This window comes from Bradyrhizobium sp. WSM3983 (assembly GCF_000473045.1).
Taxonomy (GTDB): domain Bacteria; phylum Pseudomonadota; class Alphaproteobacteria; order Rhizobiales; family Xanthobacteraceae; genus Bradyrhizobium.
The window spans coordinates 78,598-95,975 of record NZ_AXAY01000031.1; the positions used below are offsets into that span (position 1 = coordinate 78,598).

Sequence of the window (17,378 nt, forward strand, 5' to 3'; positions counted from 1 at the left end):
TATAAGCAACGACATTCCAACACCGTCACCCTGAGGTGGCCGCTTCTTCAGCGGTCCTCGAAGGGCGACGGCCCCCTGCATCTCGGCCGTTCATCCTTCGAGGCTCCGCTTGCGATGCATTCGCCTCGCAAGCTTCGCACCTCAGGACGACGGATTGAACCGACGTACTGTGCGCTTCCTACCCCGCCTCGTCCGTCACCATGCGCGTCACGACGCGGTCGCGGCGAACGAAGTGGTGCCAAATTGGTGCGATGACGTGGACCGCGATCAAGGCCAGCAGCACATAGGCAAAGAGGATGTGGCGGTCCTCATAGGCGCCCGCCGCCGCTTTGTCCGGAGAGGTGAATTGCGGCACGTTGAACAGGGCGAAGAAGTCCGAGTAGTTGGGCGTGCGCGCGCCCGAATGCGCCCAGCCCAGCATCGCGACCAGGATGACGACGAGGTAAAGCGAGCCATGGCTGACATGGGCCGCGATCTTCTGCCAGCGCGAGGTCTCGGCCGGCAGCGCCGGCGTCGGGTTGATGGCGCGCCAGACCAGGCGCAGCACCGTGAGCAGCAGGATCACATAGCCGATGTCGGCATGGATCGAACGGTAGAAGAACTTGTCGGCGCGCGCGGGGATGTGATTCATCCGCCAGCCGAAGCCGATCATGCCGATGATCGCGAGCGCCAGGCACCAGTGAAACCACCGGGCGACGCTACCCCAGCCGGTCGTCGTGTTTCTGATCATGTTGGCTCCCGTCATGTCGGCTCCGAAAATTTGCGGACATCCCAACCGCAGCGCAGCACGGCTGCTGATAACGGGAACATGCGGCCATAGCGAAATTGAATCGTTCCAAACTGGCCTCTGGCCACCCCGCCGCAAAACCGCCCAAAAAACCGAATGGTAACCATGGCGGGCTAGGGTAGCGACGTGACCAATTCTCCGACGATCCTGGTATTCGATTCCGGCCTCGGCGGCCTCACCGTGCTGCGTGAGGTCGTGGCCGCGCGTCCGGACGCGCATTTTGTTTATGTCGCTGACGACGCCTTCTTCCCCTATGGCCATCACAGCGAGGACGAGATCATCGCCCGCGTGGTGCCGCTGATGGGGGAACTGATCGGCACCCATGATCCTGACCTCGTCGTCATCGCCTGCAACACCGCTTCCACCCTGGTCCTATCGCATCTGCGTGCCGTTTATTCCGTGCCCTTTGTCGGCACGGTGCCGGCGATCAAGCCGGCCTGCGCCCGGTCGAAGACCCGCCGTGTCTCGGTGCTCGGCACCAAAGGCACCGTGAAGCGCGAGTACACCAAGGCACTGATCCGCGATTTCGCGCTGGGCTGCGAGGTGACGCTGGTCGGCTCGCCCGAGCTCGCCTCGCTTGCGGAGCGCGAGCTCAACGGCCACCCGACCAGCGACGGCGATATCCTCGCCGAGCTCACCCCCTGCTTCGTCGGCGATGCCGCCAACGCGGGCGCGCGCACCGACACGGTGGTCCTAGCCTGCACGCATTATCCGCTGCTGCTCGACCGTTTGGAGCGGCTGGCGCCCTGGCCGGTGGACTGGATCGATCCTGCGCCGGCCATCGCGCGCCGCGTCTCCGATCTGCTCGGCCCGCACAGCGGCGACATGGTGCAGTCCGGCGCCGAGATGATCTTTACGTCGAACCGCGCACATGGGCTCCGGGCGACCCTGACGCCGTTCTTCGGCGGCCGCGCGCTGGCCTGACTTTTCGCAGACACGCCGCGCTGCTAGGCTTCGCCGTCGTCATCTCGCGCAAGGTCGTCACATGTCGGTCCCCGCAACGCCGCTCAATCGCCTCCGCCAATTGTGGAGCGAAGGGCGCCCCGCCTTCGGCGCGATCGCAACGATCCCGAGCGTGCAGATGGTGCAGATCATGGCGCGCTCGCTCGATTGGATCATCGTCGATCTCGAGCACGGCCCGATTGGATTGACCGAAGCGCATGCGATGATCGCGGCGACGACCGGCACGCAGTGCACGCCCTTGGTGCGGATCGCGGCGAACGAGCCGTGGCTTGCGAAAGCGCCGATGGATATCGGCGCGTTCGGCATCAATTTTCCGATGATCACGAACCGGAGCGAGGCGGAGAAGGCGGTGCGCAGCGTGCGTTATCCGCCGCGCGGCGATCGCCTGTGGGGTCCGTTCCACGCGCCGTTCCGCTGGGGCCAATCGATGCCGGACTACATGGCGTCCGCCGACGACGAGATGCTCTGCATGGTCACCATCGAGCATGTCGATGCGGTCAACCGCATCGACGAGATCATGGCGACGCCGGGCATCGACGTCGCCGTCATCGGTCCCGGCGATCTCGCCACGTCCATCAACAAGCGCGGACAGATGGACGATCCCGAGCTGCTCGAACTGATCGCCCGCGCCGAAGCCGGCATCCTCAAGAGCGGCGTCCCGATCGGCGGCGTGGCGCGCACCGCAGACCAGGCTAACGCCCTGATTGATCGCGGCTACCGCGCGATCGCGCTCGGCTTCGACTGGTCGCTGTTCCAGCGCGGCATCATGGCGGCGTTCGATGGGATCAAGCGCTGAACAGGCCGATTGCCACCTTGCCGGGAACAGTGGCGCTGCCAGGGTCGGCCGTTCCAGGGAGGAAACAATCGATGTTCAAAAAGAGCCTGCTCGTTCTCGCCTTCACCGGCCTCGCGGTCGCGGCCTTTGCCCAGCAGATCGGGATCAAGCGTACCCCGCTTCAGAAGGTCGAGTTCCCGGATGGCTACAACACCATCACGGCCATCGCGGAAGTCCCGGCTGGCGGCGCGGCCGGACGCCACACCCATCCTGGAATTGAGACGGGCTACGTGCTGGAAGGCGAGCTCAGTCTTCTCGTCGAGGGGCAGCCGGACAAGACCCTGAAGGCCGGCGATTCCTATCAAATCCCGGCAGGCGTCGTGCACGACGCAAAGGCTCATGGCGATAAGGCTATGAAAGTGCTTGGAGTTTACGTCGTCGACAAGACCAAGCCGCTGGCCTCCCCGGCCCTCTGATAAGGCCGAACCGACCCGCTCCCAACCGGGTTGGTTCGTGCTAGAGCAGATGGCGAGCGGGAGCCCCTCGCCATCCCTTATGTGAGTCCGCGGGAACCGGAGAACGATGCGCGGTCAAGCTAAGAACATTTCGCTGCCGCGCCGCCTGATCATCGACCTCATGCGCGCCTCGATGGACGTGCCGTTCGTCTCGCTGTCCCGCCCGCTCAATATCCGGCCTCTGCTGGAGGCCCGCGCGGGCGCGATGGCGCCCGCCGGCTGGGCCGCGATGTTCGTCAAGGCCTTCGCCCTCGTCGCCAAAGACGAGCCGGTCCTGCGCACCGTCTATGCCAAATGGCCCTGGCCATCTCTCTACGAGCTGCCGAAGAGCGTGGCGCTGATCGCCATCGCCCGGGTCGAGGACGGCGAGGAATGCGTGATGCCGCAGCGAATCGCAGCCCCGGAGGCCATGACGCTGGGCGCGGTCGACGCCGAAATCCGGCGCGCCAAGACGGCGCCGATCGAGGATGTCCCGATGTTCCGCAAGATCATGCGGGCGACTCGCCTGCCGCTGCCGCTGCGCCGGCTGTCCTGGGCTGTGGGGCTCAATTTCGGCCGGCAGAGGGGCAATTGGTTCGGCAGCTTCGCGGTGAGCTCGGTGGCCGCCTATGGCGGCGGCGAGCTCCACCCCGTCACGCCCGGCCCTTTCATCGTCAGCTATGGGGTGGTCGCGCCCGACCAGACCATCCATGTTGTGATCCGCTGGGACCACCGGGTTACCGACGCCGCCCCCATCGCCCGGGTCCTGACCCGGCTGGAACAGGTGCTGAACACTGAAATCGCTGCCGAATTACGAGCGGCCGGCGCCAAGCCGATCCGGGCGGTCGGGACCTGATTTCGGGGCCGTTCGCATTGACAGAACGACCCAAACTCTCCTAAAAGCCGCCTGCTCGCGGGCCGATTTCGGCCCGCGAAGCGTTTCGCGACCCGTGGTCCTCTCCCTTAAGCTTTGGGGATCGGACCTGTCAGTGCCGGGCTAGCCCGTCACCCAGGAGGGCGCGTTTCCTCAAACCATGTACCTGAAGAGGACGCGATGACTAAGCGCAGTGAGGCGAAGTACAAACTCGATCGCCGTATGGGCCAGAACATCTGGGGCCGCCCGAAGAGCCCCGTCAACCGCAGGGAATACGGCCCTGGCCAGCACGGCCAGCGCCGCAAGGGCAAGCTCTCCGACTTCGGCGTGCAGCTGCGCGCCAAGCAGAAGCTGAAGGGCTACTACGCCAACATTTCCGAGCGTCAGTTCCACGGCATCTATGTCGAGGCGAGCCGCCTCAAGGGTGACACCGGCGAGAACCTGATCGGCCTGCTCGAGCGTCGTCTCGACGCGGTCGTGTACCGCGCCAAGTTCGTCTCGACGATCTTCGCCGCGCGCCAGTTCATCAACCACGGCCACATCAAGGTGAACGGCCGCAAGGTCAACATCTCGAGCTACCAGATCAAGGTCGGCGACGTGATCGAGGTCAAGGAAGCCTCCAAGCAGCTGGCCCACGTTCTCGAAGCCAGCCAGCTCCCCGAGCGCGACACCCCCGACTATCTCGAAGTCGACCACGGCAAGATGACCGCGAAATACGTGCGCATCCCCGCCCTCTCCGACGTGCCGTTCCCGGTGCAGATGGAGCCCCATCTGGTCGTCGAATTCTATTCGCGCTGATAGTTCGGCACACCAACGTTCAAAGGCCCCGGTTTCCGGGGCCTTTTTGTTGTGGTAACATCCCATCGATGTCCCAGACGACCGACCAGCTCGCCAATATTACTCCCTCGGCAACGCCGTCCGAAGCCGAGCTTGAGGCATGGGCCAAGCTGCCCCGCGACGAGCAAGTCCGTCGATATCAAGCGCTGTTCGCTCAGCCTAATTGCAACACCTTCACCTCGGACACGCCGGACGACATCCTCGCCGCTGCGCGCCAACGCGTCGCCCAACGCCGCCATGGCTGAGTACCGGCTATCGGAGCCTTTGGACTTCTCGCCGATTTTCCGCTGATCGGCCAGCAAGTGGATGAACTCGCGGCAGGCTATCGACGTTTCCGCTTCCAATCCCATCTGATTTTTTACGCCGTGCAACCCGACCACGTCGAAATCCGTGCCATTCTTCACGGCGCGCAAGACATCAGACCGCAACTGTTCGACTAGATGAAATGACGAGACAGCTCATGCTCTACACCCCTCCCACGATCGATCCCAAGGCGCCGCCGGTGCGCATCAATCTGCTGTCGGACACGCAGACCAAGCCGACGGCAGCGATGCGCGAGGCCATGGCGCGGGCCGAAGTTGGCGACGAGCAGGTCGGCGACGACCCGACCGTAAATGCGCTGTGCGAGCGCGTGGCCGAGCTGATGGGCAAGGAGGCCGCGGTCTACATGCCCTCGGGCACGATGTGCAACGTCACCGCGACGCTGGTGCATTGCCGTCCCGGCGACGAAATCCTCGCGCATGAGACCGCGCACATCATCGCGCGCGAAGGCGGCGCACATGCCGCGATCGGCGGCTTCCAGGTGACGCAACTCAAGGGCCCCGACGGCCAGTTCACACCGGAAACATTTCGCAAGGCGCTGCACCCACGCACGCGCTACCAGCCGCCGCAGACCGTCGTCAGCGTCGAGCAGACCGCCAATATCGGCGGCGGCACGATCTGGAAGAAGACCGCGCTCGACGAGATCGTCGCCATCGCCAAGCAACATGGCCTCGTCACCCACATGGACGGCGCGCGCCTACTCAACGCGACAGTGGCAAGCGGCATCTCCCCGCGCGACATGACCGCGGGCTGGGATTCGGCCTGGATTGATTTCTCCAAGGGCCTGGGCGCGCCGATCGGCGGCGTGCTCGCGGGCACGCGCGCCTTCATCGATGCGGTCTGGCAATGGAAGCAGCGGCTCGGCGGCTCGATGCGGCAGGCCGGCGTCTGCGCGGCGGCCTGCATCTACGCGCTCGATCATCACGTTGAGCGCCTTGCCGACGATCACGCAAATGCGCGCGCGCTCGCGCGCGGCCTGTCGCAGATTTCGGGCGTCGAGGTGCAGGAGCCCGAGACCAACCTCGTGTTCTTCAGGCCTGATGGCGCCGGCATGCCCGGCGACAAGATGGTCGCGGCACTGCGCCAGCGCGGCGTGACGCTCGCGATGATGGACGGCCGCATCCGCGCCTGCACCCATCTCGACGTCAAGGCGAGCCAGATCGAGGAAATGATCGGCCACGTCAGAGAGATCGTGCGCGGGGCGTAACCAAAGCGTTTTCGAGCGAAGTGAATACCGGTTCGCGTAAAGAAAACGCGTCAGAACAAGAATCTACCGCCCCATCGCCTGATAGATCAGCGTCTTCAGCGCGAGCTGAATCCGGCCGCGTTGCGACGGGGTCTGCACCATGAAAATCCCGAACAGATCGTCTTCGGGATCGATGAAGAAGAAGGTGCCGCCGACGCCATCCCAGCGATATTCGCCGAGCGGCCACGACGTGCCCGGCGGCACCGAGGTGCGCACGGCGACACCGAGGCCGTAGCCGGAGCTCTCCCCCGGGTAATAGTTTTTGTCGCGCTCAACGTGAGTCTCAGGACCGACGTGATCCGACGCCATCACGGCGAGCGTTTCCGGCCTGAGATAGTGCCGCCCCTCATAGCTGCCGCCGTTGAGCAGCATCTGTGAGAAGCGCGCATAGTCGCCGACGGTGCCGACCAGGCCGCCACCGCCGGACTCCCACTTCAGCGGTTTCCGGGGATCGCGGACCCGCGTCATCGGGCTGATCGCACGATCTTCCGGCATCGGCTCGGCGATACGCGGCCACTTGGCGGGATCGGCGACATAGAACGCGGTGTCCTTCATCCCGAGTGGATCGAGCAGCCGCTCCTTCGCGAACTGGAATAGCGATTTCCCCGATATCACCTCGATGATGCGGCCGAGCACGTCGGTGGAGTGGCCGTAATCCCAGATCGTGCCGGGCTGCTCGGCAAGCGGCAGCGCGGTGATCTTCGCGACGAGTTCGGCGTTGGTCGAATCCTTGTCGAACAGACCGGCGTCGGCATAGAGCTTGTTCACCAGGCCCCCGCCATGATAGCCGTAGGGGATCCCGGCGGTGTGGCGCATCAAATCCTCGATCGTCACTGGGCGGTTGAGCGGCTCCAGGTCCAGCGAGACCTTGTCGTCCTCGGCCTTCTTCTCGACGCCGACCTTCATGCCGGCAAAGGCCGGGATATATTTCGAGACGGGATCGTTGATCGCGAGCTTGCCATCCTCGACCAGCATCATCGTCAGGACAGAGGTGATTGGCTTCGACATCGAATAGAGCCGGAAGATCGTGTCCGCGCTCATCGACATCTCGGTCGCGACGTCGCGGACGCCGAAATTCTCGTAATAGACCGGCTTGCCGTGCTGCTGGAGCAGAAGGATCGCGCCCGGAAACTTGCCGGTCGCGATCTCGTTCCTGATGTAGTCGGAGACTTTCGCCAGGCCCTCCGGCGTGAAGCTGTGCGCGCGGCCCTCGGAGCCCGCTTGCGCACCGGCGACGCCGGACAAAAGAACGAGCGCCGCGAAGAGCGCGCGGCGCCCGAACATGTCACTTCTCCATGGATTCATAGACCAGTTGCTTCAATGTCCGTTGGATGCGTTGGCGCTCGGTCGGGGTCTGCTCCAGCAGCACAAAGAACATGTCCTGCTTGGGGTCGATCACGAAATAGCAGCCTGAGGCACCGTCCCACTTCAATTCCCCGAGATCGCCGGGCGGCGGCGGTTTTGCGTTGCCGGGATCGGTGCGGACGGCAAGGCCGAGCCCGAAGCCAAAGCCGTCGCCGGGGAAATAGAAATAATCGCGATCGACGCCGGAGCCGGGGCCGATCTGATCGGTCACCATCAGCTTGAACGTCTCGGGCTTCAGGATGATCTTGCCATCCAGCGAGCCGCCGTTGAGCAGCATCTGCGCGAAGCGCTCGTAATCGGCCATGGTCGTCACCATACCGCCGCTGGCGAACTGGATCTTCTTGACGACCGTCGGATCGTTGATGCGGCCGACACGAAAATCGGCGTCATTCGGCACCGGCTGCGCCAGCAGCTTCTGCTTCTCGGGGTCCGTGACGAGGAAGCCGGTATCGACCATGCCGAGCGGACCGAGCAGCGTCTCCCGCTCGATATCGAGCAACGGCTTGCCGGCGGCGACTTCCATCACGCGTGCAAGGATGTCGGTGGAATGGCCGTATTGCCAGAGTGCGCCCGGCTGATTGTGCAGCGGCAGCTTTGCGATGCGCTCGGCGAACTCGGCGAGATCGAAATCGCCGTCATAGATCTTGGCGGCGCGATAGGCCTGGCGAACGAGACTGTCGCCATAGAAACCGTAGGTGATGCCCGAGGTGTGCGTCATCAGGTCGTGCACAGTGATCGGCCGGTTCAGCGGCACCAGCTCGAGCGACTTGGTGCCGTCCTCGGCCTTGTTCTCGACACCCACCTTCACATTGGCAAAGGACGGGATGTATTTGGAGACGGGATCGTCGAGCTTGATCCTGCCGTCCTCGACCAGTTTCATCGCGGCCACCGAAGTGATCGCCTTGGTCATCGAGAACAGGCGGAAGATTGTCTTGTCGGTGATCGGCGCCTTGCTGACCACGTCCTGCACGCCGAAGGCCTCATGATAGGCCGGCTTGCCGTGCTGCTTGATCAAGACGGTTGCGCCGGCGATCTTGCCGGTCGCGACCTCGTTCTTGAAGAATTCGCTGATCTTCGCGAGCTTGTCTTTATTGAAATGCGCACCGGCCGGAATCTCGTAGGTGCCTTCCGCGCGCGCGAGCGACATCGTGCCAAGCGACACCAGCGCGCCGCAGACGAGCGCACGTAGTCCAAAACGTAAAATCATATCCCCTCCCCGGAACATGGCCGGACGCAGTGTACTGACGGCGTCATCAGGCACAAGGGCTGCTGTGTCGCGCGAGCGCCTCGGCATGGAGTTTGGCGCTTGGCTCGGAGAAGCAGCAGAAAACGACCCGACCAACGGATGGCGCGGCGGGCAACATTTCGACCGTGGTGCGGACGGCGATCTCGGCCGCCCGGTCGGCTGGAAAACGATAGATGCCGGTCGAAATCGCGGGGAACGCCACCGAGGCCAGCTTGTGCTTCCCACACAGCTCCATCGACCGGCGATAGCAGGAGGCGAGCAGATCGTCCTCAGCCAGCGTGCCGCCATTCCAGACCGGTCCGACGGTATGGATCACATGCGCGGCCTTGAGCCGATAGCCCTTGGTGATCTTGGCGGCGCCGGTCTTGCAGCCATGGAGCATGCGGCATTCGGCGACGAGTTCGGGCCCCGCCGCGCGATGGATCGCACCATCCACGCCGCCCCCGCCAAGGAGCGACGTATTGGCGGCGTTGACGATGGCGTCAACGCTCAGCGTGGTGATGTCAGCAACGACGATTTCGAGCTGGACGCCGGCGATCTGGCGCGTCAGCACCGTCACGTATCAGGCCGCGACCGCGACGCCCTTCTCGGAGAAGAGCTGCTGCAATTCACCGGCCTGGAACATCTCGCGGACGATATCGCAACCACCGACGAACTCACCCTTCACATAGAGCTGCGGGATGGTCGGCCAGTTCGAATAATCCTTGATGCCGTTACGCAGTTCGGCGGATTCGAGAACGTTGAGGCCCTTATAGCCGACGCCGATGTGGTCGAGGATCTGGACGACCTGGCCGGAGAAACCGCACTGCGGAAATTGCGGCGTACCCTTCATGAACAGAACCACGTCGTTCGACTTCACTTCGTTGGCGATGAATTCCTCGATGCTCATATCCGTGTCCTTTTGGGGCGGAGCCCTTAACAGCCAAGTCGGGCAGGCTCAGCCGATTTAACCCGATACTCGCCTATATAGGTAGCCCAAACCGTTGTGCATCCAAAGTAAAATGGCGGCGAACAGCCCCTGGACAACCGGCCAGGCCAGCCCCGGGATCATTGCATGATGGCACGAATATCATCGCCAGGGAGGACTTTCATACCGTAACGGAACCCCTATCTAGGACGAACCTTGGTTTTGGAACCGGGGATCGCCAACAACGTTCTCTTGTCCTGTCTGGAGAAAAACGTGACGAAACAAGCCTCCGCTACGGCCACCTCGCCGCTTTCGTCACCACTGGCCGCCCCAGATGGCCTTGCTCAGGGCCTGGAGACTGCCTTTCTCGCCGTCCGCAACGAGACCGAGCGCCGGGCCGCGCCGCTGTCGCCCAAGGACCAGCAGATTCAGTCCATGCCGGATGCGAGTCCGGCGAAATGGCACCGGGCGCATACCACCTGGTTCTGGGAGCAATTTTTGCTTGGCGAGCACGCCCCTGGCTACCGGTCCTTCCACCCCGACTTCGCCTTCCTGTTCAATTCCTATTACGTCAGCGCCGGCCCGCGTCATGCTCGCAATCATCGCGGCGATATCACCCGGCCCAGCGCCAACGAGGTCGGCGACTATCGTCGGTTCGTCGATGCGGCGGTCGTCAAATTCTTCCGCGAGGCCGGCGCCGACAAGCTTCGCGAGATCGCGCCGCTGGTCGAGGTCGGCCTCAATCATGAGCAGCAGCATCAGGAATTGATGTACACCGACATCCTGCATGCGTTCGCGCAGAACCCGGTTTATCCGGCCTATGATCATGACTGGCGCTACCCGGCCGCGACACGCGCGGGCGAGGACTGGCTGACGCTGAACGAAGGCATCCACATCGTCGGCCATGTCGACGACAGCTTTCATTTCGACAATGAAAAGCCGGCTCACCGTGCCCTCGTGGGCCCGGTCAAGATCGCGCGCAATCTCGTCACCAATGGCGAATGGCTCGCCTTCATGCGCGACGGCGGCTACCAGACCGCAACGTTGTGGCTGATGGACGGTTTTGCTGCCGTCAGCAAGGAAGACTGGCAGGCCCCGGGCCATTGGCGCGAGATCAACGGCCAATGGCACGTGATGACGCTGGCCGGCGTCAAGCCGGTCGATCCCGACGCGGCGGTCTGCCACGTCAGCTACTACGAGGCCGATGCGTTCGCGCGCTGGGCCGGAAAGCATCTGCCGACCGAGATGGAATGGGAGGTCGCGGCGCGTGCCGGCCAGCTCAACGACGCCTTCGGCATCATCTGGCAGTGGACACGTAGTTCGTATTCACCCTACCCCGGCTACCGTGCCATCGAAGGTGCGCTCGGCGAATACAACGGAAAGTTCATGGTTAACCAGCTGGTGCTGCGCGGCTCTTCGCTGGCGACGCCTCGCGGTCACAGCCGTGTCACATATCGCAATTTCTTCTATCCGCACCATCGCTGGCAGTTCACGGGACTGCGGCTCGCTGACTACGAGTAGAAATTATCCGACGACAAATACGCGCCGGACAGCGCGTTCAGGAGAGTATCATGAATGTGCACGCCAGCGCTTTGGCCGAAGCCCATCTCCCCGACGAGCAGACCACTGCCTTCGCCCGCGAGGCCATCGAGGACCTCTCGCAGCAGCCGAAAAAACTGTCGCCGAAATATTTCTATGACGCGACCGGCTCGGAGCTGTTCGAGGCGATCACGCGCCTGCCGGAATATTATCCAACGCGCACCGAACTTGCGATCCTGAAGGAGCGCGGCAGTGAGATCGCAAAGATCATTCCTGAGCATGCGGCGCTGGTCGAGTTCGGCGCAGGCGCGACCACAAAGGTTCGCCTGCTGCTTAATCTCTGCAAGTTCGCGGCCTATGTCCCTGTCGATATCTCCGGCGATTTCCTGAAGGCGCAGGCCAACGGGCTGAAGCGGGACTTCCATTCGCTGGGCATCTATCCAGTGGCGGCCGACTTCACCACGCCGTTCGAGCTGCCCAAGGCGGTCGCATCAATGCCCAAGGTCGGCTTCTTCCCCGGCTCGACCATCGGCAATTTCGAGCCGCATGAGGCCCAGGCGTTCCTGAAGAGTGCTCGCCAAATCCTGGGCAAGGACGCACAGATGATCATCGGCGCTGACCTCGAAAAGGAAGAGCGCCTGCTCCACGCGGCCTATAACGACGCGGCTGGCGTCACCGCGCGTTTCAACCTCAATGTGCTGGTCCGGATCAACCGCGAGCTCGGCGGCAATTTCGACCTCGCCGCCTTTACCCATGGCGCGATCTACAATCACCAACGGCACCGCATCGAGATGCACCTGATCAGCCGGAAGAGCCAGACCGTGCGCCTGCTCGGTACCAGCTTCTCGTTCCGGCCGGGTGAGAGCATCCACACCGAGAACAGCTACAAATACAGCCTCGAGCGTTTTGCCGCGCTGGCGCAGGGCGCCGGCTGGCGGGTGCGCGAGAGCTGGACCGATACGGCAAAGATGTTCTCGGTGCACGCGCTGGAGGCGTCGGAGTAACGCTCCGGCGCTCCCCTCTCGACGGGGTCGGCCAGAGCGGTTTCCTGCAGCGCATCCTTCGAGACGCCCGCTATAGGCGGGCTCCTCAGGATGAGGACGGAGCACGCGGCAGCAGTTTCAACGGGCACCGGCGCTGATGAGCCTCATCCTGAGGAGACCGCGGAGCGGTCGTCTCGAAGGACGAGGCGCGCGCTCAGGCAGCTCCAGAAGCCGATAGGCGATTGCCTTCTAACCGACCGGCGCATCAAGCCTCCTCAGTCTCTTCCGGTTTCGATCCCAACGACACCGACTCCCACACCGCGACGACGATCATGATCACGCTCGTCGCGACCGACAGCCATAAGGGCGAGAGCTCAGCGGCAAACCACCACAGCGCCAGCAGCAGGATGATGCCGATGCCGTGTGAGAGCTGGAGGAAGCCGCGGATCGCGTGCTTGAACAGGATGGTGCCGACCAAGAACACCAGGGGACCACCGATCGTGCTGACAATCGTGCGGAGGTCGGAATGAGCGGAGGGATGCTTCAGCACCAATTCGTCCGAGACCGCGGTCAGGATGATGCCGGCGACGATCGGCATGTGCAGATAAGTGTACGCAAGCCGCGCCAGCCGGCCCGAATCGGCGATCCTCGAGATCAGGTCGGCGCCGGCCTCGGCTCCCTTGTGGAAATAGATCCACCACATCGCAATGCTGCCGATGAGCGCGGAGACGAAGGCCAGGATGTTGCCCGCGGTCCAGTCCAGTTCGGCAAAGGTCGTACCGTTGACAACGACGGCCTCGCCGAGCGCGATGATGACGAAGAGGGAGCACCGTTCGGCCATGTGGCCGCCTTCAACGCGCCAGGCCTCGACCGACGAGAAGCCCAGCTTCGGGACCCAGAAGCGCACCGCGGGCGCGATGTACTCCCAGCTGACCGCTGCGATCCACAGCCATAGCCGCGTCTCTCCCTCGGAGAGGCCGCCCCCGATCCACAACACCGCGGAGATTGAAAGCCATGTCAGGATCCGGATCGCGTTGTGCCAGACGGCGGTTCGATGCCGCGGTGTCGCCAACAGCCAGAAGGCGGTGCGCCCCACTTGCATGGTGGCATAGGCGATCGCGAACCACAGGCCCCGCCCCTCAAACGCGGTCGGGATCGTCGTCGACAGCACGAGGCCGCCCAGCATCATCAGGAAGATCAGGATGCGGACCGCCGTCAGCTCGGGATTGAGCCAGTTGGTGACCCAGGCGGTGTAGACCCACACCCACCACACCGCCAGGAACAGCAGCGTGACCTCGACCGCGCCGAGCGGCGTGAAGTGGTGCAGCAGCGTGTGCGATATCTGCGTGACGGCGAAGACGAAGACGAGGTCGAAGAACAGCTCGGCATTGGTGACGCGGCTAGGCTGGTTCGGCAGGATGACACGAAACAACGCGCCGCGCGGGTTGTCCGCAGCCATCATCGTCCCCGTCGCGCGGTCAGGTCAGGTGCCCCCGGATCAAGCGCCCGGCACGCCGGTTTGCAGCGCCAGCGCATGCAGCACGCCGCCCATCTGCCCCTGCAGGGACCGATAGACGATCTGGTGCTGCTGGACGCGGGACTTGCCGCGGAAGGATTCCGAGATCACGGTCGCGGCATAGTGATCGCCGTCGCCGGCGAGGTCACGGATGGTCACCTCGGCATCGGGGATCGCTGCCTTGATCATCGCCTCGATATCGTGGGCGTCCATGGGCATTCGGGTCTTGCTCCTCAGTATCGGCTCTACAGCCTCGGCGCCGAATCACTTGCCGGGGTCCCCGGACCGGCAGGGCCAAACTTAGCGTGAACGGCCTTCTACGTCACGCCTTCAGGCACTATATCCCTGATCCAATCAGGATAAAGGCACGACAAAGTGCCGCGCGCGGCAGATTGATCGAAAAGGCATGAAATCATGAAGCTTCCAGGCCCCGACCACCCCATCACCATTACCCAAAACCCCCGGCGCGTCCGCGTCACGGCGGGTGATGTCGTGATTGCCGAGAGCACCAAGGCGCTGACGCTGAAAGAGGCCAAATATCCGGCGGTGCAATACGTGCCGCGGGAGGACGCCAACATGGCGCTGCTGGAGCGCACCGACCGCACCACCCACTGCCCCTACAAGGGGGACGCCAGCTATTACAGCATCAAGGCCGACGGCAAGACGCTCGACAACGCGATCTGGACCTACGAGACGCCCTTTCCCGCAATGACCGAGATATCAGGCCATCTCGCCTTCTATCCGGACAAGGTGAAGATCGAGGAAGTGGGCTAAGCTCACCGGCCGCTGTGACGCCGGGGCGATCATCAGGTCGCCTCCCCTCTGTCGACACAAGGCACGAGATGCTGCGCAAGGCCGCAAGACTAATAGGGGTCTCGTTATTGGGGTTGGCCGGCGTCTTGATTGTCGTGGCGGCGGCCGGACTGGGTTTTCGTGCCTATCGCCAGTATCTTGCCGCCGAAACTCTCGCGATCCGCGCGCCCAATGGCGTGCAGGAGGGAGCGTTCGTCGACATCGGCGGCATCAAGCAATGGATTCAAATTCGCGGCGAGGATCGGGATAACCCGGTTCTCCTGTTCGTCCACGGCGGCCCCGGAGGCTCCAGCTGGCCAATGTCGTCGGGTTGGCGCCCCTGGGAAAAGCATTTCACCATTGTGCAATGGGACCAACGCGGCGCCGGTCGCACCTATGGCGCGGCCGGAGATTCGCTCGCACCGACGATGACGCTGGAGCGAATGACACAGGACGGCGTTGAACTGGCCGAGTATCTGCGAACGCATCTGCACAAGCAAAAAATTGTCCTGGTCGGACATTCCTGGGGCTCGTTCCTGGGCATTCATATCGTCAAGCAGCGCCCGGATCTGTTTTATGCCTATGTCGGCACGGGACAGGTGGTCGGCAGGGTGACATTCGAGAAGTCATTCGAACTCGCGATCACGCATCTGCAAGAGTTGGCGCAGTCAGCTGGCAACAGCGAGGCCCTGGCGGAATTGGCGCCAATTGCCGCACGACCGCTGATGAATCCGCAGAATCGACTGGTTGCTGACAGGTGGAGCAAGGCGCTGGCCCTGCCATCCATCGAGAGCTTCCAGCTGGCGGGTCCAATCCCGCCTCCGTTCATGCCGGATTTCTCGCTGCCGGACTGGTACTACTGGCGCAAAGGCATGGCCTTCTCCGCAAAGTATCTGCGCGGACGAGAGGGCCCGATGTTCAAGCGCGACGTCGCCTCGCTCGGACTCGCGTTTCCGATCCCGGTGATCTTCATCGAGGGCGATGCGGACTACAACACGCCGGGTGAGCCGGCCCAACAGCTATTCAACCAGATCACGGCGCCGCATAAGGAATTCGTTCGGGTGCACGGGGGTCATTTCATTCCGTTCGATCGTCCCGATGAGTTCTTGGCGGAGCTGGTTGCCCACGTGAGACCATTCGCTGGCAATTGAGAGCCGGCGCGGCGACGCGCTACGCCCTGAAGATCGTGAGCCCGAGTATCAGCAGCACCAGGAAGATCACGACGAAGATGTAGAACAGGAAGCGCGCGATATCGGCGGAAGCAGCCGAGATGCCGGTGAAGCCGAGCACACCTGCCACGATCGAGATCAGCAGGAAGATCAGCGCCCATTTCAAGATTGTCATCGCCAGCTCCGACGCGTCTGTGCCGCCTTTTGGCGGGCGGCCTTCAACCATTCCGTGAACGCTAACTTCGCCACACGGAACTGGTTCCGGATGCCGGCCGGGAGCAACGAAATGGCCCAAACTCCCCTTGCTGAATCCGGTTCCGGGCGGCAGAGTCGTGCAGGGACAGAGACACAACCGGGGCCACCATGAGCACGATCTCACAGTCAGCGACGATTGGCGCCGAAGCGCATGCCTCGCCAAAAAGCAAGACGCGCAACCTGTCGCTGGATCGCGCCCGCAGCTTCCTGACGCTGGTGGTGCTGCTGCACCACGCCGTCATCCCCTATACCTATTTCGGTCATACCGACCCGAAGTTCTTCTTCGGCTTCGACATGATCGTGCTCGCCACCGACAGCTTCTTCATGGCGATGTTCTTCTTCCTGTCGGGCTTGTTTGCGTGGTCAGGCATCGCCCGCAAGGGGGCGTTGAGCTATTTGGCAGATCGCCTGCTGCGGCTTGGACTGCCCTTCGTGATCTGCGCATTCACGATCATTCCGCTCGCCTATTACGCCATCTCGCTCCGGCAAAATCCCGAGATCGGCCTCTCGGAATACTGGTGGAATATGGTCACGAAGGGCCCGTGGCCGAGCGGGCCGATCTGGTTCCTCTGGGTTCTGCTTGGCTTCGACGTGGTTGCCTGCATCCTGCATCGACTGTCACCCAACCTGCTCGATCCGATCAATCGCCTATCGCTGCACGGCCGCCGCCGGCCCGCGGTGTTCTTCGCGGTCATGCTTGCCGTCACCGCGGCGTTCTATGTTCCCGGGCTGATGTATTTTGGGCCAAGCAGCTGGCTGGAGTTCGGGCCGTTCTCGGTGCAGCACGGGCGCGTGATGCTCTATGCGAGCTACTTCTTTTTCGGTGCCGGCATCGGCGTCGCGAATATGGACCGCGGACTGCTCGCGGCTGACGGCCGGATGGCGAAGGTCAGCTGGGACTGGATGGTCTTGGCGACCGTTCCGTATTGCCTGCTCTGGGTACTGATCTTCATCAAGCGCGAAATACTGGGAAATCCGTCACCGCTGCCGAACTGGTATGAGGGGCTCTATGCCATCTGCTTCGCTGTCTTCAGCGTGGCGATCATGTTTCTGATCCTGGCCTTCTTCCAGAGGTTCAAACAATCGGGTTCGGCCAGACTACTCGATCCGATGCAGGCGGACGCCTATGGCATGTTTTTGGTGCACTACCCGATCGCGCTTTGGCTGCAATACTTGCTGTTCGACTATGACCTGCCAGCGATCGTCAAGGCGACGGTTGGATTCGTGCTGACAGTCGCGTTCAGTTGGGCGCTGACGCGCGCCTTGCGCCAGATCCCCGGGGCAACGAAGGTGCTGTGAGTTTGTGAAG

Annotated in this window: 21 protein-coding genes; 13 read left to right on the forward strand and 8 right to left on the reverse strand. The window is 63.1% G+C overall.

The window, feature by feature from the left end:
• Positions 1-178 precede the first annotated feature (178 nt).
• Positions 179-730, reverse strand: a complete 552-nt coding sequence (locus YUA_RS0133065; RefSeq protein WP_027534524.1) for a cytochrome b — start codon at positions 728-730, stop codon at positions 179-181.
• Between the two features lie 183 nt (positions 731-913).
• Between YUA_RS0133065 and murI the strand changes: the two genes are divergently transcribed.
• From murI to YUA_RS0133105, 8 genes are all read left to right on the forward strand, one after another.
• A complete protein-coding gene (gene murI, locus YUA_RS0133070) occupies positions 914-1,711 on the forward strand; it encodes a glutamate racemase (protein ID WP_027534525.1) in 798 nt (265 codons plus the stop codon).
• Between the two features lie 61 nt (positions 1,712-1,772).
• Positions 1,773-2,546 carry an HpcH/HpaI aldolase/citrate lyase family protein gene (locus YUA_RS0133075; protein ID WP_027534526.1) on the forward strand — a complete coding sequence of 258 codons (774 nt, stop codon included), beginning with the start codon at positions 1,773-1,775 and terminating at the stop codon, positions 2,544-2,546.
• Positions 2,547-2,617: 71 nt separating this feature from the next.
• Positions 2,618-3,001, forward strand: a complete 384-nt coding sequence (locus tag YUA_RS0133080) for a cupin domain-containing protein (protein ID WP_027534527.1) — start codon at positions 2,618-2,620, stop codon at positions 2,999-3,001.
• A 106-nt stretch (positions 3,002-3,107) separates the two neighbouring features.
• Positions 3,108-3,875, forward strand: coding sequence for a hypothetical protein (locus YUA_RS0133085; protein WP_027534528.1), 768 nt, complete (start codon positions 3,108-3,110; stop codon positions 3,873-3,875).
• A 198-nt stretch (positions 3,876-4,073) separates the two neighbouring features.
• A complete protein-coding gene (gene rpsD, locus YUA_RS0133090) occupies positions 4,074-4,691 on the forward strand; it encodes a 30S ribosomal protein S4 (protein ID WP_027534529.1) in 618 nt (205 codons plus the stop codon).
• Positions 4,692-4,759: 68 nt separating this feature from the next.
• Complete coding sequence (locus YUA_RS52060; RefSeq protein ID WP_051383501.1) at positions 4,760-4,975, forward strand: hypothetical protein; 216 nt, start codon at positions 4,760-4,762, stop codon at positions 4,973-4,975.
• 57 nt (positions 4,976-5,032) lie between these two features.
• Complete coding sequence (locus tag YUA_RS47265) at positions 5,033-5,170, forward strand: type II toxin-antitoxin system RelE/ParE family toxin (RefSeq protein WP_245285319.1); 138 nt, start codon at positions 5,033-5,035, stop codon at positions 5,168-5,170.
• A 20-nt stretch (positions 5,171-5,190) separates the two neighbouring features.
• Positions 5,191-6,258: a low specificity L-threonine aldolase gene (locus YUA_RS0133105; protein ID WP_027534531.1), complete on the forward strand. Its 1,068-nt coding sequence runs from the start codon at positions 5,191-5,193 to the stop codon at positions 6,256-6,258.
• 63 nt (positions 6,259-6,321) lie between these two features.
• Here YUA_RS0133105 and YUA_RS0133110 read toward each other — a convergent pair whose 3' ends face one another.
• The 4 genes from YUA_RS0133110 to grxD are packed head-to-tail and all read right to left on the reverse strand — an operon-like array spanning position 6,322 to position 9,797.
• Entirely contained in the window at positions 6,322-7,581 is a 1,260-nt protein-coding gene (locus tag YUA_RS0133110; protein ID WP_027534532.1) for a serine hydrolase, read from the reverse strand.
• Between the two features lies 1 nt (position 7,582).
• Positions 7,583-8,869: a serine hydrolase gene (locus YUA_RS0133115; protein ID WP_027534533.1), complete on the reverse strand. Its 1,287-nt coding sequence runs from the start codon at positions 8,867-8,869 to the stop codon at positions 7,583-7,585.
• 46 nt (positions 8,870-8,915) lie between these two features.
• Positions 8,916-9,467: an O-acetyl-ADP-ribose deacetylase gene (locus tag YUA_RS0133120; RefSeq protein WP_027534534.1), complete on the reverse strand. Its 552-nt coding sequence runs from the start codon at positions 9,465-9,467 to the stop codon at positions 8,916-8,918.
• A 3-nt stretch (positions 9,468-9,470) separates the two neighbouring features.
• Positions 9,471-9,797 (reverse strand): Grx4 family monothiol glutaredoxin, encoded by a 327-nt coding sequence (gene grxD, locus YUA_RS0133125; protein WP_007602294.1) that lies wholly within the window; start codon positions 9,795-9,797, stop codon positions 9,471-9,473.
• A 240-nt stretch (positions 9,798-10,037) separates the two neighbouring features.
• On the opposite strand from grxD, the gene egtB reads away from it, so the two are divergent.
• The gene (gene egtB / locus YUA_RS0133130) at positions 10,038-11,336 is read left to right on the forward strand and encodes an ergothioneine biosynthesis protein EgtB (RefSeq protein ID WP_027534535.1); all 1,299 of its coding nucleotides are present in this window, start codon (positions 10,038-10,040) and stop codon (positions 11,334-11,336) included.
• A 50-nt stretch (positions 11,337-11,386) separates the two neighbouring features.
• A complete protein-coding gene (egtD, locus tag YUA_RS0133135) occupies positions 11,387-12,358 on the forward strand; it encodes an L-histidine N(alpha)-methyltransferase (RefSeq protein ID WP_027534536.1) in 972 nt (323 codons plus the stop codon).
• A gap of 244 nt (positions 12,359-12,602) precedes the next feature.
• Here egtD and YUA_RS0133140 read toward each other — a convergent pair whose 3' ends face one another.
• Complete coding sequence (locus tag YUA_RS0133140; protein ID WP_027534537.1) at positions 12,603-13,796, reverse strand: low temperature requirement protein A; 1,194 nt, start codon at positions 13,794-13,796, stop codon at positions 12,603-12,605.
• 39 nt (positions 13,797-13,835) lie between these two features.
• Positions 13,836-14,072, reverse strand: coding sequence for a BolA/IbaG family iron-sulfur metabolism protein (locus YUA_RS0133145; RefSeq protein ID WP_014494139.1), 237 nt, complete (start codon positions 14,070-14,072; stop codon positions 13,836-13,838).
• A gap of 195 nt (positions 14,073-14,267) precedes the next feature.
• Between YUA_RS0133145 and YUA_RS0133150 the strand changes: the two genes are divergently transcribed.
• Together YUA_RS0133150 and YUA_RS0133155 are read left to right on the forward strand one after the other, a co-directional pair.
• Positions 14,268-14,627 (forward strand): DUF427 domain-containing protein, encoded by a 360-nt coding sequence (locus YUA_RS0133150; RefSeq protein ID WP_027534538.1) that lies wholly within the window; start codon positions 14,268-14,270, stop codon positions 14,625-14,627.
• A 68-nt stretch (positions 14,628-14,695) separates the two neighbouring features.
• Positions 14,696-15,796 carry an alpha/beta fold hydrolase gene (locus tag YUA_RS0133155; protein ID WP_027534539.1) on the forward strand — a complete coding sequence of 367 codons (1,101 nt, stop codon included), beginning with the start codon at positions 14,696-14,698 and terminating at the stop codon, positions 15,794-15,796.
• Between the two features lie 19 nt (positions 15,797-15,815).
• Here the strand turns inward: YUA_RS0133155 and YUA_RS0133160 are convergent, their stop codons facing one another.
• Positions 15,816-15,989 carry a DUF1328 domain-containing protein gene (locus YUA_RS0133160; protein ID WP_027534540.1) on the reverse strand — a complete coding sequence of 58 codons (174 nt, stop codon included), beginning with the start codon at positions 15,987-15,989 and terminating at the stop codon, positions 15,816-15,818.
• A 188-nt stretch (positions 15,990-16,177) separates the two neighbouring features.
• Between YUA_RS0133160 and YUA_RS0133165 the strand changes: the two genes are divergently transcribed.
• Positions 16,178-17,368 carry an acyltransferase gene (locus tag YUA_RS0133165; protein WP_027534541.1) on the forward strand — a complete coding sequence of 397 codons (1,191 nt, stop codon included), beginning with the start codon at positions 16,178-16,180 and terminating at the stop codon, positions 17,366-17,368.
• Positions 17,369-17,378: the final 10 nt, after the last annotated feature.

Bases quoted from the DNA above. Each gene is read 5' to 3' on its own strand.
- YUA_RS52060 (WP_051383501.1), top strand. From the start codon at position 4,760: ATGTCCCAGACGACCGACCAGCTCGCCAATATTACTCCCTCGGCAACG.
- YUA_RS0133065 (WP_027534524.1), bottom strand. From the start codon at position 730: ATGATCAGAAACACGACGACCGGCTGGGGTAGCGTCGCCCGGTGGTTT.
- YUA_RS0133105 (WP_027534531.1), top strand. From the start codon at position 5,191: ATGCTCTACACCCCTCCCACGATCGATCCCAAGGCGCCGCCGGTGCGC.
- egtD (WP_027534536.1), top strand. From the start codon at position 11,387: ATGAATGTGCACGCCAGCGCTTTGGCCGAAGCCCATCTCCCCGACGAG.
- YUA_RS0133140 (WP_027534537.1), bottom strand. From the start codon at position 13,796: ATGGCTGCGGACAACCCGCGCGGCGCGTTGTTTCGTGTCATCCTGCCG.
- YUA_RS0133075 (WP_027534526.1), top strand. From the start codon at position 1,773: ATGTCGGTCCCCGCAACGCCGCTCAATCGCCTCCGCCAATTGTGGAGC.
- grxD (WP_007602294.1), bottom strand. From the start codon at position 9,797: ATGAGCATCGAGGAATTCATCGCCAACGAAGTGAAGTCGAACGACGTG.
- YUA_RS0133110 (WP_027534532.1), bottom strand. From the start codon at position 7,581: ATGTTCGGGCGCCGCGCGCTCTTCGCGGCGCTCGTTCTTTTGTCCGGC.
- YUA_RS0133160 (WP_027534540.1), bottom strand. From the start codon at position 15,989: ATGACAATCTTGAAATGGGCGCTGATCTTCCTGCTGATCTCGATCGTG.
- rpsD (WP_027534529.1), top strand. From the start codon at position 4,074: ATGACTAAGCGCAGTGAGGCGAAGTACAAACTCGATCGCCGTATGGGC.
- YUA_RS0133150 (WP_027534538.1), top strand. From the start codon at position 14,268: ATGAAGCTTCCAGGCCCCGACCACCCCATCACCATTACCCAAAACCCC.
- YUA_RS0133080 (WP_027534527.1), top strand. From the start codon at position 2,618: ATGTTCAAAAAGAGCCTGCTCGTTCTCGCCTTCACCGGCCTCGCGGTC.
- YUA_RS0133155 (WP_027534539.1), top strand. From the start codon at position 14,696: ATGCTGCGCAAGGCCGCAAGACTAATAGGGGTCTCGTTATTGGGGTTG.
- YUA_RS0133145 (WP_014494139.1), bottom strand. From the start codon at position 14,072: ATGCCCATGGACGCCCACGATATCGAGGCGATGATCAAGGCAGCGATC.
- YUA_RS0133165 (WP_027534541.1), top strand. From the start codon at position 16,178: ATGAGCACGATCTCACAGTCAGCGACGATTGGCGCCGAAGCGCATGCC.
- YUA_RS0133115 (WP_027534533.1), bottom strand. From the start codon at position 8,869: ATGATTTTACGTTTTGGACTACGTGCGCTCGTCTGCGGCGCGCTGGTG.
- YUA_RS0133085 (WP_027534528.1), top strand. From the start codon at position 3,108: ATGCGCGGTCAAGCTAAGAACATTTCGCTGCCGCGCCGCCTGATCATC.